The sequence below is a fragment of the Micromonospora sp. C51 genome, from assembly GCF_018070435.1.
Taxonomy (GTDB): Bacteria; Actinomycetota; Actinomycetes; order Mycobacteriales; family Micromonosporaceae; genus Micromonospora; species Micromonospora sediminimaris.
Genome location: NZ_JAGPXQ010000036.1, coordinates 35,677 through 49,696 on the forward strand (window position 1 = coordinate 35,677; position 14,020 = coordinate 49,696).

General features: G+C 70.8%; 16 protein-coding genes, 1 tRNA gene and 1 other RNA gene. 10 read left to right on the forward strand and 8 right to left on the reverse strand.

All coding sequences use genetic code 11. From position 1 onward, the window contains the following. The 5 genes from KBX50_RS25915 to KBX50_RS25935 all read right to left on the reverse strand — a co-directional run bounded on the left by KBX50_RS25915 (position 1) and on the right by KBX50_RS25935 (position 2,810). The gene (locus KBX50_RS25915) at positions 1-531 is read right to left on the reverse strand and encodes a hypothetical protein (RefSeq protein WP_210940292.1); all 531 of its coding nucleotides are present in this window, start codon (positions 529-531) and stop codon (positions 1-3) included. Between the two features lie 39 nt (positions 532-570). Beyond that, on the reverse strand, positions 571-1,128 hold the full coding sequence (locus KBX50_RS25920; protein ID WP_210940293.1) for a hypothetical protein: 558 nt from the start codon (positions 1,126-1,128) through the stop codon (positions 571-573). 43 nt (positions 1,129-1,171) lie between these two features. Next, the gene (locus KBX50_RS25925) at positions 1,172-1,378 is read right to left on the reverse strand and encodes a DUF397 domain-containing protein (protein WP_210940294.1); all 207 of its coding nucleotides are present in this window, start codon (positions 1,376-1,378) and stop codon (positions 1,172-1,174) included. Beyond that, complete coding sequence (locus KBX50_RS25930) at positions 1,369-2,136, reverse strand: helix-turn-helix transcriptional regulator (RefSeq protein WP_210940295.1); 768 nt, start codon at positions 2,134-2,136, stop codon at positions 1,369-1,371. The genes KBX50_RS25925 and KBX50_RS25930 overlap by 10 nt, the downstream gene beginning before the upstream one ends. A gap of 221 nt (positions 2,137-2,357) precedes the next feature. Then, on the reverse strand, positions 2,358-2,810 hold the full coding sequence (locus KBX50_RS25935) for a hypothetical protein (protein ID WP_210940296.1): 453 nt from the start codon (positions 2,808-2,810) through the stop codon (positions 2,358-2,360). Between the two features lie 131 nt (positions 2,811-2,941). Between KBX50_RS25935 and KBX50_RS25940 the strand changes: the two genes are divergently transcribed. Then, positions 2,942-3,103 (forward strand): flavin reductase, encoded by a 162-nt coding sequence (locus KBX50_RS25940; protein WP_247674437.1) that lies wholly within the window; start codon positions 2,942-2,944, stop codon positions 3,101-3,103. A gap of 102 nt (positions 3,104-3,205) precedes the next feature. Here KBX50_RS25940 and KBX50_RS25945 read toward each other — a convergent pair whose 3' ends face one another. Together KBX50_RS25945 and KBX50_RS25950 are read right to left on the reverse strand one after the other, a co-directional pair. Continuing rightward, on the reverse strand, positions 3,206-4,285 hold the full coding sequence (locus tag KBX50_RS25945; protein WP_210940298.1) for a hypothetical protein: 1,080 nt from the start codon (positions 4,283-4,285) through the stop codon (positions 3,206-3,208). Further along, on the reverse strand, positions 4,282-4,647 hold the full coding sequence (locus KBX50_RS25950; protein WP_210940299.1) for a PadR family transcriptional regulator: 366 nt from the start codon (positions 4,645-4,647) through the stop codon (positions 4,282-4,284). The genes KBX50_RS25945 and KBX50_RS25950 overlap by 4 nt, the downstream gene beginning before the upstream one ends. A 151-nt stretch (positions 4,648-4,798) precedes the next feature. On the opposite strand from KBX50_RS25950, the gene KBX50_RS25955 reads away from it, so the two are divergent. From KBX50_RS25955 to msrA, 3 genes are read left to right on the forward strand one after another with little or no spacing between them, the layout of a single operon-like run. Then, entirely contained in the window at positions 4,799-5,506 is a 708-nt protein-coding gene (locus tag KBX50_RS25955) for a thioredoxin family protein (RefSeq protein WP_210940300.1), read from the forward strand. Next, on the forward strand, positions 5,503-6,402 hold the full coding sequence (locus KBX50_RS25960) for a redoxin (protein WP_210940301.1): 900 nt from the start codon (positions 5,503-5,505) through the stop codon (positions 6,400-6,402). The genes KBX50_RS25955 and KBX50_RS25960 overlap by 4 nt, the downstream gene beginning before the upstream one ends. 25 nt (positions 6,403-6,427) lie before the next feature. Then, positions 6,428-6,940 carry a peptide-methionine (S)-S-oxide reductase MsrA gene (msrA, locus tag KBX50_RS25965; protein WP_210940302.1) on the forward strand — a complete coding sequence of 171 codons (513 nt, stop codon included), beginning with the start codon at positions 6,428-6,430 and terminating at the stop codon, positions 6,938-6,940. Positions 6,941-7,029: 89 nt separating this feature from the next. On the opposite strand, the gene KBX50_RS25970 is transcribed toward msrA, so the two are convergent. Beyond that, positions 7,030-7,114 (reverse strand) — tRNA-Ser (locus tag KBX50_RS25970). Positions 7,115-7,195: 81 nt separating this feature from the next. Between KBX50_RS25970 and ffs the strand changes: the two genes are divergently transcribed. From ffs to KBX50_RS26000, 6 genes are all read left to right on the forward strand, one after another. After that, positions 7,196-7,285: signal recognition particle sRNA small type (gene ffs, locus KBX50_RS25975), an RNA gene on the forward strand. Positions 7,286-7,503: 218 nt separating this feature from the next. Then, positions 7,504-10,515: a DNA polymerase III subunit gamma and tau gene (locus tag KBX50_RS25980; protein WP_210940303.1), complete on the forward strand. Its 3,012-nt coding sequence runs from the start codon at positions 7,504-7,506 to the stop codon at positions 10,513-10,515. A 124-nt stretch (positions 10,516-10,639) separates the two neighbouring features. Further along, a complete protein-coding gene (locus tag KBX50_RS25985) occupies positions 10,640-10,948 on the forward strand; it encodes a YbaB/EbfC family nucleoid-associated protein (protein ID WP_247674451.1) in 309 nt (102 codons plus the stop codon). An 8-nt stretch (positions 10,949-10,956) separates the two neighbouring features. After that, positions 10,957-11,550: a recombination mediator RecR gene (recR, locus tag KBX50_RS25990; RefSeq protein ID WP_093410030.1), complete on the forward strand. Its 594-nt coding sequence runs from the start codon at positions 10,957-10,959 to the stop codon at positions 11,548-11,550. A gap of 99 nt (positions 11,551-11,649) precedes the next feature. Continuing rightward, positions 11,650-12,087 (forward strand): hypothetical protein, encoded by a 438-nt coding sequence (locus KBX50_RS25995; protein ID WP_210940304.1) that lies wholly within the window; start codon positions 11,650-11,652, stop codon positions 12,085-12,087. 262 nt (positions 12,088-12,349) lie between these two features. Then, positions 12,350-14,011: an ABC transporter substrate-binding protein gene (locus tag KBX50_RS26000; protein WP_210940305.1), complete on the forward strand. Its 1,662-nt coding sequence runs from the start codon at positions 12,350-12,352 to the stop codon at positions 14,009-14,011. Positions 14,012-14,020 lie beyond the last annotated feature (9 nt).

Here is a 14,020-nt window from a genome sequence, read left to right on the forward strand (position 1 = left end):
TCAGCAGGGGGCGTGGCCCTCGATGAAGAGGCGGTGGGCCCAGTCGGCGTACCCGGCGATGATCTTCTGCACCGTCTGGCCGTCGTGCAGGAACAGGTAGGCGCGGTCGCCGTCGCGGGCGAGCAGGCCGTCGAAGCGGTACGTCCCCTGTGGAGCTTGCAGTTCGCGTACCGTCGGATGGCTTGCCCGGACCTCGGCGACGGGCGAGCCGGCCGCGATGCCCTCGGGAGTGCGGACCGGGTCGCCGGCCCAGAGCAGCACCAGCCGATCCTCGATGAAGATCGGGCTAATCTCGTCGTACCCGGCCAGCGTCGGGCCGCAGGCGTCGACGTCGGTACGCAGGATGCCGCGCCGGGTCAGCTCGCTCTCCGAGTCACCGAAGTCCACATCGGCCACTCCGTCGAGATCGACGACGCTCACCGACGCGACGGGCTCGCGGACGGCGATGGTGTCCGGTGGCATGACTCCGCTACCCGATGCCGAGGCAGCCAGAAGCAGTGCGGCGATGAAGCCGAATTGTCGCAATTTCATCAGAATCCCCCAGTCCCCAACGTGACGGGGGCGCTGAGGTTATTGCCGAGCTTCCCATTCGTCGGCCAATTCGTCCCAGTAGTCGGCGCTGAGCCCTCGCCGCCCGTGCGCGAGCCACCCCTCGGTGCTCCGCTCGACGTGCAACCCCAGCTCAGCGAAGGGGTCGATCCACCGGCCCGGCTCCACGCCCAGCTCGATCAGCGCCGCGTTGATCGGCCACTCCGGGCGCGGCCCGTCGAGCGCCGCGTCGAAGCGTGGGCCCCAGGCCAGTGCACCGCCCAGCCAGACCGCCGCGGCCTGGTGCCCGGCCCCACCGGCGAACTCCGCCTCGACGTACGCCAGCGGGCCGCGCACCGACCAGCGGGCCAGGACCTCGGTCAGCGCGAGGGAGAGGACCAGCTCGAACGGTTGTTCCGGACCGGGCTCGTCGGTGAGATAGTCCGGCGGGGTGCCGGTCAGCTCCAGCACGAGCTGCGGCGTGACCGGCAGCAACGCGAAGTCCTGCCGCAGCTCGCCGAGCACGGCATGATCCAGCTCGCGGGTCTCCTCGCGCAGCAGCTCGGCGTCCGCGACGACCGCGCTGAGCTGGTAACTCACCCGGCGTCCACAACCTGTGGATAGAACATGTGTACGACGGTGGTCAGGTCTTGTCCACGGTGGCGACGAAGGCGCGCCAGGCGGCCGGGCTGAACACCAGTGCCGGGCCGGTCGGGTCCTTCGAGTCGCGTACGCCCACCACGTCGGGCAGGTTGCCGGCGACCTCGACGCAGGCGCCGCCGTTGCCGCTGCTGCGGCTGCTCTTGTGCCATCGGGCACCGGCCAGCGCCGGGATGTCGTTCAGTGCCATGACTCCGCCACCTCCCTGATCAGGTCGACCGACTGCCAGTGCGAGAGTGTCTCGCCGCGCACGTTCTCCCAGGCGGCCAGTATCGCCGCGATCTCGGCCTGCTCGCTGACCACCTGCCCCTGCAACTGGTTGTCGAGGTAGCCGGCGATGCGGTGATCCGGCGCGGTGGCGATGATGAACGGGCCGTTCAGCCCAGCGTATTCGCCCACTGTGGACGGCACCACGTGTACCCGGATGTGCGGCTGGGTGCACGCCTCGGCGAGCGCCAGCAGTTGCTCGCGCATGACGGCCGGGCCGCCGACCGGCCGGCGCAGCGCCGCCTCGTCCAGCACGGCGGTGAGCAGCGGCGGCTCCTCCCGGTGCAGGATCAACTGACGGGACATCCGGTGGTCGACAAGCCGGGCCACCTCGCTGCGGGGGATCAGGCCGCCGCCGGTGAGCACCGCGCGGGCATACGCCTCGGTCTGGAGCAGGCCGGGTAGGACGTTGGGCTCGAACCAGCGCAGCGTGGTCGCCTCGCGCTCGATCTCCTGCCAGGGGCGGAACCAGACCAGCGCCCGACGTCTCGAAATGTCCGGCCAAATGTCCGAGACATTCTTCTGGAGCGCATCTGCCGCCGTGAGGCGGTGCCGGGCATGCGGGATCCGATCTTCGAGCAACCAGCGGCTTACCGTCTTCGGGTCGACGCCGACGCGTTCCGCGAGCGACTCGATCGTGTGCCCGGTGTCTCGCAGCGCCACCCGCAGCGCGTCGTTCATGGCCGCCTCCCATCGGACGTCTCGAATATCCGCCGACCATACCCACACGCCATGTAGTTGTCCCGTTACCTACGGGAAGTTGGGGTATCGATGGCGCGGCCGGTGGAGGTTCATCCCCCTTGACCCGGCGGTCGTGACATCGGGGGGCCGCCGTAGGGCGAGCAACCACGGCGGCCCCCATCCACTACTCGACGCGCTGTCGAGCCGAGAGCGCAGCCGACTCAAGCCCGCTGGCGGACGCGGGACCGGGCGACCTGTGCCGGCCGGCTCGACCACCGGACGGAGCGAGGCGACCAGTGCCGCACCACACCGCAAGCCCGCGATCGCATGGTCGTCGGGTTGGGCACCTCCCCGGCCGCGACGTCCTCGGCCGGGATGCCGTCGGTCGGGGCGTCGTCGGTCGGGATGCCGTCGGGCCGCATCCGTGCCGCCGACCCGGCCCGTGCGTATGCGCTGGCTCGATCACTCCGGGGGAACTCTTCCTGCTGAGCAGCGCGGCGTCCCCGCAGTTCGTTCGCCCGATCACGGTCCGGGTCATCCGGCACCGCACCGACCGGGTCACCTACGACGGGTGGACCTGGATCGAGTGCTACCAGCTTGACGCCCGAGGCGACGCTGTCGAGCGCCGCGAGCTGTTCCTGATGCCGGCCGGCCTGATCCGGGCCGGAGATCACCCGTCGGCGTCCCGTGCCCGGTCAGGCCGTCCGGCCGGGGTGGCTAGCCGATGAGCCGCCGTCGTCCGGAACATGCGCCGTCCCGCCCTACCTGGCGTTGCCGGAACTGCGGCGTCAGGTGGCCGTGCAGCGTGGCCAAGCTCCGGCTGCTCGGCGAGTACCGGGAGGACCGGGCCGCGTTGCTGGTGCACCTCGCGACGCTGTACGCGCAGGCCAGCGTGGAACTCGGTGACCCGGCGTCGACGGTCGGGCTGTTCGACCGCTTCGTGTCCTGGGCGCGTGTGCGAGGTTAGGAGGCTGTCCGCGTACCGTCGCGGGAGCCGGACCGGGACGGGCCCGGCGCATGCCCAGGGGCCGCTCCCGGTCGGAGCGGCCCCTGCCCCCGTTGTCGCGCGTCAGCCTGGTACGACGCTGGGCTGTGGTGGTTGGTCGCCCGGACGGGCGGTGAGGATCGCGGCGACGGCGGCCACGAGCCCGGCGACGGTAAGCCCGAGCACCAGCCAGTGCGGACCGAACGGGTAGTACTCGCCGGGCGTGAAGGCACTGTGAACGGTCAACGGAGATCCCTCGTGGACGCTGCCGTCCCGAAACACCCGCATGACGTTGCCGTAGAGAGCGACAGCCGGCAGGGCCAGCGCCACCAGGGCCCCGCCCCAGAGCGCGGCGGCGTGGCGGCGTCCGGGCGGCGCTGCCGCCATCCGGTACGCGACGGCCGCCGCGACCAGCCAACCAACGAGCAGCCCGGCGGCGGTGCCGACGACGACAAGCGGCAGGAACACGGCGGTACGCTGCGGCATCGCGAGGAGCGAGACGTCGCTGCGGATGGCGATGGAGCTGTTTTCTGCCGGGTTCCAGCCCATCACGATGATGCTCAGGTCGGCCGACTCGGCTGTGAAACGCGTGCCGTTCAACGGGACCTCGACGAGAGAGCCAGCCTCGTCGCGGGTGCCCGACATGCCGGTGACCGGGGTGAAGCCGGAAACCGACCAGCCGTCGGCGGTCAACCGCTGCCGGACCTGCTCGGCGTCCCAGAGGCCGTCGACCCGGCTGAACGAATGGGCCGCCTCGGCGGTCCACGGCGACGACGAGTAAAAGGAGTGCAGGGTCTCGTCCCCGCCGGCCTGCTGGGTGAGTCTGGCCATGCCGGCCTCGTCGGGCAGGTCGGCGAAGGTCTGGGCACCGAGCCAGGAGCCGGCGGCGGCACCGAAAGCGCCGACGACAAGTGCGGTGAGCAGCGCCGCGACCGCCATGAACGGGCGACCGGCGGGCAGCCGGAACCGTAGCCGCAGGCCGCTGCCGATGAGGTGCAGAGCCTCACCGGCCCGGGGACGGCGCTGGCCCGGTTCCGCCATCTCCAGCAGCGTGGTCACCACCTCGGTACCGTGCCGCCGCCGGTGTCGGCGCGGGTAGGCGAGCAGCAGCCTGCGGTAGCCACGCTCCAGCCGGTCATCGGCGGTCGGCCAGGCCGCGGTCATCCGGTCACCGGGCCGAAGGTGGGGGCGCTCGCCGGGCCGAAGCTCAGCGCACCGCCGAGGCGCCTGCCCAACTGGATCTCGGCGGCGGTGGCGTGCCGGCGCAGCCGCTCGACCTGCGCCTGCAACGCGGCGGCACCGGCGTCGCTGAGCCGGTAGTAGCGGCGCAGCCGGCCCTCGACGGCCTCCTCCCGGTCGACGGTGACCAGGCCCTGCTCGGCCAGCCGGTCCAGCGCACCGTAGAGGGTGCCCGGCCGCAGCTTGACCTCGCCCGCCGACAGCTCGTCGACGGACCGGATCACCCCGTACCCGTGCAGCGGCTGCGCCGCCAGCGCGGTGAGGATCAGAAAGGTAGGTTCCTGCATACCGCGATAGTACGGCCGACGGTATATAACGTCTACCGTTCTGTTCGAGCGGTCTCTGTCTGGACGGGTGGGCTCTTCGCGGTTCGGACATGAACGCGGGCTCGGCGGGAAGGCAGCGCTGCCAGGAGACCGGACCGAGAGGACGCACGCCATGGCGGACCCATCGCGTTCCGCAGCGGTGGACGGCGGATTCGCCGTCGTGGAGATGTTCACCTCCCAGGGCTGTGACAGCTGCCCGCCGGCCGAGGAGGTGCTCTCCGAGATCGAACGCACCGCCCGGGAACGGGGGCAGCGCGTGTTCACCCTCGGCTTCCACGTCGACTACTGGGACCACCTTGGCTGGGCCGACCCGTACGGCGATCCGGCGCACACCCGTCGCCAGGAGGACTACGCGCGCGCGTTCGGCTCCGGCGGGCTGTACACGCCGCAGATGGTGGTCAACGGCACCGTCGAGTTCGTCGGCTCCAACCAGCAGGCGGCGTCGTCGGCGATCACCTCCGCCCTGTCGGCAGCGCCCGTCACGGCGGTGACGCTCTCGGTCGAGACCAGCGACGGTGGGCGTCGGGTCGCGGTGGACTACCAGGTGGATCGGCCACCAGCGTTGGGCATGCTGAACGTGGCGGTCGTGGAAGACGGCCTGGCGAACGACGTACCCCGGGGTGAGAACGCCGGGCGACGACTGCGGCAGGACAGCGTCGTGCGCGCCTTCACGGCGGCGAATCTCAACCTGACCAGTGGCCGGGTGGAACTCGACGTGCCGTCGGAACTCGATCCCCGTCAGGCCATGGTGGTCGGCTACGTCCAGAACGACGGCGACCAGGCCATCGTCGGTGCCACGGCGGTGGAGGTGCCCGCATGACGACCGGCCTGACCCTGCGGCTTCCTCCGATCACCGTCGACCGGTGGGTGAACTCGCCGCCGTTGACGCCCGACGACCTGCACGGTCGGGTGGCCCTGATCGACATCTGGGAGTACACCTGCATCAACTGGATCCGCACCGCCCCGTACGTCAAGGCGTGGCACCGCGACTACACGGACCTCGGGCTGACCGTCGTCGGTGTGCACGTGCCCGAGTTCGCCTTCGGCCGGGACCCGAGCAACATCGAGCAGGCCGTCCGGGGCCAGGGGCTCACCTATCCCGTCGCCATGGACAACGCGTACGCGTTCTGGCGCGCGTTGCGCAACGACGCCTGGCCGGCGAAGTACCTCTTCGACACCGACGGACGACTCGTCGACAGGTGGGTCGGTGAGGGTGCCTACGAGCAGGTGGAGTCGGAGATCCGGCGGCTTCTTCAGACACGGGCACCAGGTACCGAACTGCCGCCGGTCAGCCCCGAGACGACGCGGTTCGCCGCCACCGGCGAGCCTTCCTACCTCGGCATCACGCCCGAGACGTACCTCGGTGCCGACCGGGGCGTACCGGGCAGCTACGCGGTGGCCGGCGACTGGCGCAGCGAGGGCGAGTACGTCGAGCTGGCCAGCGGCGGCGGGGAACTCGGGTTGCCCTTCGACGCCGGCGAGGTGAACCTCGTCGTCGACCCGGGACCTGACGGGCCGGCCACCGTCCAGGTGCTGCTCGACGGGAACCCGATCGGCCACGAGCGCGGCGCCGACGTCGAGCCGGACGGCGTCGTGCGAATCGACCGGGCACGCATGATCCGACTCGTCGCCGGTGCGTCCCGGGGTGACCGCCTGCTGACGCTCGTCACCGACCAACCGGGTCTGCGTGCGTACGTCTTCACCTTCGGTCCGTAGGATTCTCTAGCGCAGGGAGGAAGCGATGACGACGCAGAAGGCGATCCTGGCTGGCGGTTGCTTCTGGGGCATGCAGGATCTGATCCGCAAGCGGCCCGGCGTGCTCGACACCCGCGTCGGCTACACCGGCGGAGACGTGCCGAACGCGACCTACCTCAACCATGGCACGCACGCCGAGGCGATCGAGATCAGCTATGACCCGGCGCAGGTGTCCTACCGGGACCTGCTGGAGTTCTTCTTCCAGATCCACGATCCGACCACGAAGAACCGGCAGGGCAACGACGTCGGAGTGAGCTACCGGTCGGCCATCTTCTACGGCGACGACGAGCAGCGGAGGGAAGCCGAGGACACCATCGCCGACGTCGACGCCTCCGGCCTGTGGCCCGGCAAGGTGGTCACCGAGGTGAGCCCGGCCGGTCCCTTCTGGGAGGCCGAGCCGGAGCACCAGGACTACCTGGAGAAGCACCCCGGCGGGTACACCTGCCATTTCCCCCGGCCGGACTGGAAGCTGCCCCGGCGAGCGAAAGACCGCACCTGACCGAGACCGTGCCCGGCTCGCGGGGGCCGGCCACGACTCAGGGCCGGTCCCCTGGGGGCCGGCCCTGTCGTTTTTCCTGCTCAGGTGAGCGGAGGATACGAGATTCGAACTCGTGAGGGTGTTAACCCAACACGCTTTCCAAGCGTGCGCCCTAGGCCTCTAGGCGAATCCTCCGCGAGCCAGGATACAGGTCCGCGCCGGGCTTCCCACCCCACCACCCCCTGAAGATCCACGGTCGGTCGGGTAGGCTGGGCGTACCTCCCGTGCGGCGGTATCTCGTGAACCTCCCCAGGGCCGGAAGGCAGCAAGGATAAGCGAGCTCTGCCGGGTGCACGGGGGGCCTTTCTGTCTCCGGCGCTCTTTGGGTTCTCCAGTTGCGGCATCCTGGGGTCTCCCGGCCGCTGGAAGCCGCAAGATGCCGCAATCGGAGTGGATCATCCCGGCAGTGCGCCTGTCGCGGCCTACCGCAACCCAGCCGGGCCACCCGAGGCGGCCCGGCGGGGTGGGTGGTCAGGCGGGCGAGGTCGGCGCAGAATGGCTCGGTCGAGAGGAGGCGGGACGCCGTGGCACTGGCGCTCTACCGCAAGTACCGGCCGCGTACCTTCGCCGAGGTCATCGGGCAGGAGCACGTCACCGAGCCGTTGTCGCAGGCGCTGCGCAGCGGGCGGCTCAACCACGCGTACCTCTTCTCCGGCCCACGCGGCTGCGGCAAGACCTCAAGCGCCCGGATCCTGGCCCGCTCGCTCAACTGCGAGCACGGGCCCACCCCGGAGCCCTGCGGCACCTGCGACTCCTGTCGGTCACTGGCCGGTGACGGGGCCGGCTCGATCGACGTCATCGAGATCGACGCGGCCAGCCACGGTGGCGTGGACGACGCCCGTGAGCTGCGGGAGAAGGCGTTCTTCGCGCCGGCCAACAGCCGCTTCAAGATCTATGTCATCGACGAGGCGCACATGGTCTCGTCGGCCGGCTTCAACGCCCTGCTCAAGCTGGTCGAGGAACCCCCGGAGTACGTCAAGTTCATCTTCGCCACCACGGAGCCGGAGAAGGTCCTCGGCACCATCAAGTCGCGGACCCACCACTACCCGTTCCGACTGATCCCGCCGAAGGTGCTGCGGCCGTACCTTGAGCAGCTGACCCAGGCCGAGGGGGTGCAGGTCGAGCCGGCGGTGTTCCCGCTCGTGGTGCGCGCCGGTGGCGGCAGCGCCCGGGACAGCCTCTCCGTACTCGACCAGCTCATCGCCGGTGCCGGGCCCGACGGGGTGAGCTACGCCCGGGCCGCCGCGCTGCTCGGGGTGACCGACGCGGCGCTTATCGACGAGATGTGCGACGCCCTCGCCGCCGGGGACGGCGCCGCCGCGTACGCCACCGTCGACCGGGTCGCCGAGGCCGGGCACGACCCCCGCCGGTTCGCCGCCGACCTGCTGGAACGGCTCCGCGACCTGATCGTGCTCCAGCAGGTGCCCGACGCGGTGACCAAGGGGCTCATCGACGGGCCGGACGACCAGATCGAGCGGATGGCCGCCCAGACCCAGCAGCTCGGCCCGGGCACCCTGTCCCGCTGCGCCGACATCGTGCACGACGGCCTGGTCGAGATGCGTGGCACCACCGCGCCCCGGCTGCTGCTGGAGTTGATCTGCGCCCGGATGCTGCTGCCCGGCGTCGACGACGGCACCGGCGGCCTGCTCCAGCGCCTCGAACGCATGGAACGCCGGCTCACCCTCGCCGGCACCGACGCGCCGCCGGCCACCGCCGGCTCCGCGCCCGCCACCAACCCCCCGGCGGTACGCACCCAGCCTCCCGCCGCGCCCGCGGCTGCCGCCGCGAACCGGGCCGGGACCGGCGCTGCCGCGCCGGCTACCGCCACCTCGTCGATCGGCCGCGACAGCGCATCCTCGTCGGCGGAGCGCGGCAGCGGCCGTTCGTACTCCGCTCGTGGCGACAGGTCGTCGGCTGGCCCGGACAGCGCGACTCAGGCCGCCGGTCATGACGGGGTGTCGTCCGCCGATCCCGACGGCACGACCCGGCACGCCGGTCGTGGCGGCGCGATCCCGAGCGGTGGTCCTGACGGCGGTGCCGAGAACGCCGGTCGTGCTGGAGCGACCTCGACCGCTGGCCCGGGGACGGGCGGTACCACAGCGGGTGGTCGGGCCGACGCGGGTCAGGGTGCCGCCGGGAACGGGGCCGGCACTGGTCCGGCCGGTGGACCCGGTGGCGGCAGTTCGGGGGGACCGGATGGCACCCAGAGCGATGCGGTCGACGGTGTCGCCACGCCCCGGCGACCCGTGCCACAGTCGGCCGTCATGCCCGATCCGGCGACCCCGGAGCCGCCCCGCCCCGGCGCGGTGAGCCCCGGCGTACTGGACGCGGTCGCGGTGCGCCGGGTCTGGCCGGAGGTGGTCGGCAAGGTCAACCGGAGCAACAAGCGGATCGCCGCGCTGATGCGCGACGCGGTCGTCCGTGACCTCGACGGGGACACCCTCGTGCTGACCGTGAAGTCGGCGGTGTTGGCCCGGATGATGTCCGACCACGCGCAGGTGCTCACCGACGCGCTCTACGAGGAGTTGGGCGGACGCTGGCAGATCCGCTGCGAGGTGGCCGGCGAACGGGGCGGGGCATCGCCTGGCCCACATCGCAGCCCGTCCGCTCCCGGCCCGGCTCCCGCTCCGGTCGTCGCCAGTCCGCAGGTGCCCGCAGGGCGGGCCGATCGAGGCCGCTCCGGCGGTGCCTCCGGCGCTCATCGGTCGGGTGACCCGGCCACCACCACGGCTGAGGACAGCGACGACGACTGGCCCGAGCCGGCCCGCCCAGGTGGTAGTGCCGCGTCCGCTGCCGACGACGACTGGCCGGAGGCGGCCCGTCCCGGCGGTGGGTCGGTCGATGCGGCGGCGGACTCGTCGGGCGACCCTCGGGCAGCTGCCCCGCACGCCTCGGCGGACCCGGTAGCGCCGGGTGCCCCGTCGAGCCGTGGCGCGGGTGACGGCTCACCGGTCGCCGGTGCGGACGGCGCGGGTACGCACGCCACCGGAACGGCCGGTGGGCAGGACGGGGCGCGGACATCCTTCGGTTCGGACCGGACCGGCGTGAGTGGGGTGCCGGGTACCGCGCGGGCGACCGTCGGATCGGCTGGAGCGGCGACAGCCGCCAGGTCGGGTGGGGCTCGGGCGAACGGTGGGTCGGGCGGCCACGGGTCGGTTGCCGCACCGCGCCAGGCGGGAGCGCCCAACGGCAATGGCAGCTCCGGTGGTGCCCCGGTCAGCAGCGCGATCGCGGCGGCTCGGGCGGCAGCGGCCGGGCGGGGTACGCGTACCGCCAAGGGGGCCCGGCAGACCGCGGACGCGGAGTTCGCCGGCGAGCCGCCGTACGACCCGGATTTCGACGGCCCGTTGCGCGGTGGCGCGGGACGTCCCGGCGGTGCTCAACCGGCCGCCACCCCTGCCTACGAGGGCTTTGACCCGGGTGACGAGCCACTCGACGAGATCATCGACGAGAAGACCGCCCGCGAGTCGAGCGAGGAACAGGCCGTACGCCTGCTCCGGGAGACTTTCGGCAGCGTCGAGAAGATCAACGACTGAGTTCGCGGCCGGCACCGTGACCGGGGTGCGGCGCGCGGGGTAGGTCGGTGGGTGGCGTTAGGGTGGGCGGCGGCAGCAAAGGCGAGTCGAGGGAGTCATCGTGCGGCCTGGTGGACAGCCGAACATGCAGCAGATGCTGAAGCAGGCGCAGAAGATGCAGCAGCAGATCGCCAAGGCACAGGCGGAGCTGGCCGAGGCCGAGGTGACCGGCACCGCCGGCGGCGGCCTGGTCACCGCTGTCGTCACCGGTTCCGGCGAGGTCAAGAGCATCAAGATCGACCCGAAGGCTGTCGACCCGGACGACGTGGAGACCCTGGAGGATCTCGTCGTCGCCGCGCTCCACAACGCCACCGAGGCGGCTCGCGAGCTGACCGAGCAGAAGATGGGCCCGGTCGCGGGCGGGATGGGCGGCCTCGGCCTGCCCGGGTTCTGAGCCCACAGATGTACGAGGGCGCCATCCAGGATCTGATCGACGAGCTGGGCCGACTGCCGGGCGTGGGCCCCAAGAGTGCCCAGCGGATCGCCTTTCACGTGCTGTCCGCCGACCCGGCCGACATCAACCGGCTGGCCGGCGCGCTGCGCAAGGTCAAGGAGCTGGTGCGGTTCTGCACCAGCTGCTACAACGTCGCCGAGTCCGACCAGTGCCGGATCTGCCGCGACCCGCGCCGCACCGACGAGGTGATCTGCGTGGTCGAGGAGCCGAAGGACGTGGTGGCGATCGAGCGGACCGGTGAGTTCCGCGGCCGGTACCACGTGCTCGGCGGGGCGATCAATCCGCTGGAGGGCATCGGGCCGGACAATCTGCGCATCCGCGAGTTGATGACCCGTCTCGGCGGCGGCGCGATTCGTGAGCTGATCCTGGCCACCGACCCGAACACCGAGGGCGAGGCGACTGCGACCTACCTCGCGCTGATGGTGAAGCCGATGGGGATCGCGGTGACCCGGCTGGCCAGCGGGCTACCGGTCGGCGGCGACCTGGAGTACGCCGACGAGATCACCCTGGGCCGGGCGTTCGAGGGCCGCCGCGCCGTGTGACGGATCCGCCGAGCGGCGGCCCGTGGGGGTTGCCCGTCGGCGGTGACGTGCTGGTAGTGGCCGGCCCCACCGGTTGCCTGCGGCGCGAGGGAGGTCGAGGTGCGGCAGGAACGGGACGAGCGGCCTTGGGCACCCTCGGTGCTGGCTGCTCTGTTGGTGCTTGCCGTGCTGGCCGGTTGGTGGTGTGTCGCGGGAAAGATGCGCCAGTTCCGCGAGGCGAGCGACCGCGGCGAGACGGCGGCTGCGGCGGAACTCGACCGACGGGCTGGCGACTACGCCGAGGCGGCGGTCGCCGCCGGGGCAGGGACGTCCGACGACCGGTTGCGCGACCTGGCCGCCGAGCGGCAGGTGGAGATCTGGGAGATCCGCCGAGAGCCGGCACTGTCGCTGGTCGTCCAGTCGACCGAGGCCTACGGTCCCTGGCCGGACGGACTGTTGCAGCTGTGCCATCGACTTGATTTCCGGGGGCTGGGCACCCCGGATGCCGGCTTCGATCTGGTACGTCTGCCCTCGTGCCCAGCCCCGCCGACGCCGTAAGAGGTGCCGGGTCGACGGTATGACACACTGCTGATGTTCTGCCCAATCGATGTAACAGAATGATATCGATTGTTTGGGGCTATTGAGCGCTTTTGTCCGTGCGCCTGCTGGTCCGCGTGACCGGGGCCAGGCACTAAGGACACGATCCGGTACCAAGAGCTTCCAGCGCCGTTTCCCGCCGGTCCGAACGGGAGCTAAGGTCACGGCCATCGGTGACCCTGTCACCACGTTGTCCGTACCCCCAAGGACGAGGTGAAGCACCATGCGTGCATCCAGGCCGAAGGTCGCTATCGCGGCCGTGGCGGCCGCGGCCCTCGCGGTTGCAGGCTGTGCCGAGAGCGACCGCGAAGGTTCCGGCGGTAGTAAGAACGAGACGCTCGTCTTCGGCGTCGCTTCTGACCCGAAGGTGCTCGACCCGAGCTTCGCCAGTGACGGTGAGTCGCTGCGCGTGGCCCGCCAGGTGTTCGAGACGCTGGTTCGCCCGGAAGAGGGCGGCACGACGGTCAGCCCCGGCCTCGCCGAGTCGTGGGAGCCGGACGCCGCCGGTACGACCTGGACGTTCAAGCTGCGGTCCGGCGTGAAGTTCCACGACGGCACCGACTTCAACGCCGAGGCCGTCTGCGCCAACTTCGACCGTTGGTACAACGCCAAGGGCCTGATGCAGAGCCCGGACGTGACCGCCTACTGGCAGGACGTCATGGGTGGCTTCGCCGCCAACGAGGACGACACCCTCGGTGAGAGCCTCTTCAAGTCCTGCTCTGCCACCGACCCCACCACGGTCGCGCTGACCTTCAGCCGGGTTTCCAGCAAGATCCCGGCCGCCCTGATGCTGCCGTCCTTCTCCATGCACAGCCCGAAGGCGCTCCAGGAGTACGACGCCAGCAACGTAGGCGGTAGTGCGGACGACATCAAGTACCCCGTGTACGCGACCGAGCACCCGACCGGTACCGGCCCGTTCAAGTTCAAGACCTGGGACATCGCGAACAAGACGCTGACCCTGGAGCGGAACGAGGACTACTGGGGCGACAAGGCCAAGCTGAAGAGCCTGATCTTCAAGACCATCTCGGACGAGAACGCCCGTAAGCAGGAGTTGAGCTCCGGCGGCATCCAGGGTTACGACCTGGTCGGCCCGGCCGACGTCGAGCCGCTCAAGAACGAGGGCTTCAACGTCCTGACCCGGCCCGCCTTCAACATCCTCTACCTGGGCATCAACCAGAAGGGGAACCCGAAGCTGGCCGACCTGAAGGTCCGGCAGGCGCTCGCCCACGCCATCAACCGTCAGGCGCTTGTCGACTCGAAGCTGCCCCCGGGCGCCCAGGTCGCGGTGAACTTCTTCCCCGACACGGTGGAGGGCTGGAACGGCGACGTCACCAAGTACGAGTACGACGTCGAGAAGGCCAAGTCGCTGCTGGCCGAGGCCGGCGCATCGGACCTGACCCTGCGGTTCCACTACCCGACCGAGGTCACCCGGCCCTACATGCCGAACCCGAAGGACCTGTTCGAGCTGGTCTCGGCGGACCTCCAGGCGGCCGGCATCAAGATCGAGCCGATCCCGCTGAAGTGGAGCCCGGACTACCTCAACGCCACCACCTCCGGGGACAAGCACGACCTGCACTTCCTCGGGTGGACCGGCGACTACGGCGACGGCTACAACTTCATCGGTACGTTCTTCGACCGGCAGAAGGACGAGTGGGGCTTCAACAACCAGGCCCTGTTCGACAAGTTCCGTCAGGCGGACACCACTGCTGACCAGGCGGCCCGGGTGGCGCTCTACAAGGAGCTGAACGCCGACATCATGAACTTCCTGCCCGGTGTGCCGATCTCGCACTCGCCGCCGGCCATCGTGTTCGGCAAGGACGTGACCGGGGTCAAGGCGAGCCCGCTCACCGACGAGCGGTTCGCCACCGCTGAGTTCAAGTCCTGATCTGACGCA

Bases quoted from the DNA above. Each gene is read 5' to 3' on its own strand.
- KBX50_RS25960 (WP_210940301.1), top strand. From the start codon at position 5,503: ATGACGACCGGCCTGACCCTGCGGCTTCCTCCGATCACCGTCGACCGG.
- KBX50_RS25915 (WP_210940292.1), bottom strand. From the start codon at position 531: ATGAAATTGCGACAATTCGGCTTCATCGCCGCACTGCTTCTGGCTGCC.
- KBX50_RS25925 (WP_210940294.1), bottom strand. From the start codon at position 1,378: ATGGCACTGAACGACATCCCGGCGCTGGCCGGTGCCCGATGGCACAAG.
- KBX50_RS25955 (WP_210940300.1), top strand. From the start codon at position 4,799: ATGGCGGACCCATCGCGTTCCGCAGCGGTGGACGGCGGATTCGCCGTC.
- msrA (WP_210940302.1), top strand. From the start codon at position 6,428: ATGACGACGCAGAAGGCGATCCTGGCTGGCGGTTGCTTCTGGGGCATG.
- recR (WP_093410030.1), top strand. From the start codon at position 10,957: ATGTACGAGGGCGCCATCCAGGATCTGATCGACGAGCTGGGCCGACTG.
- KBX50_RS26000 (WP_210940305.1), top strand. From the start codon at position 12,350: ATGCGTGCATCCAGGCCGAAGGTCGCTATCGCGGCCGTGGCGGCCGCG.
- KBX50_RS25930 (WP_210940295.1), bottom strand. From the start codon at position 2,136: ATGAACGACGCGCTGCGGGTGGCGCTGCGAGACACCGGGCACACGATC.
- KBX50_RS25945 (WP_210940298.1), bottom strand. From the start codon at position 4,285: ATGACCGCGGCCTGGCCGACCGCCGATGACCGGCTGGAGCGTGGCTAC.
- KBX50_RS25950 (WP_210940299.1), bottom strand. From the start codon at position 4,647: ATGCAGGAACCTACCTTTCTGATCCTCACCGCGCTGGCGGCGCAGCCG.
- KBX50_RS25985 (WP_247674451.1), top strand. From the start codon at position 10,640: ATGCAGCAGATGCTGAAGCAGGCGCAGAAGATGCAGCAGCAGATCGCC.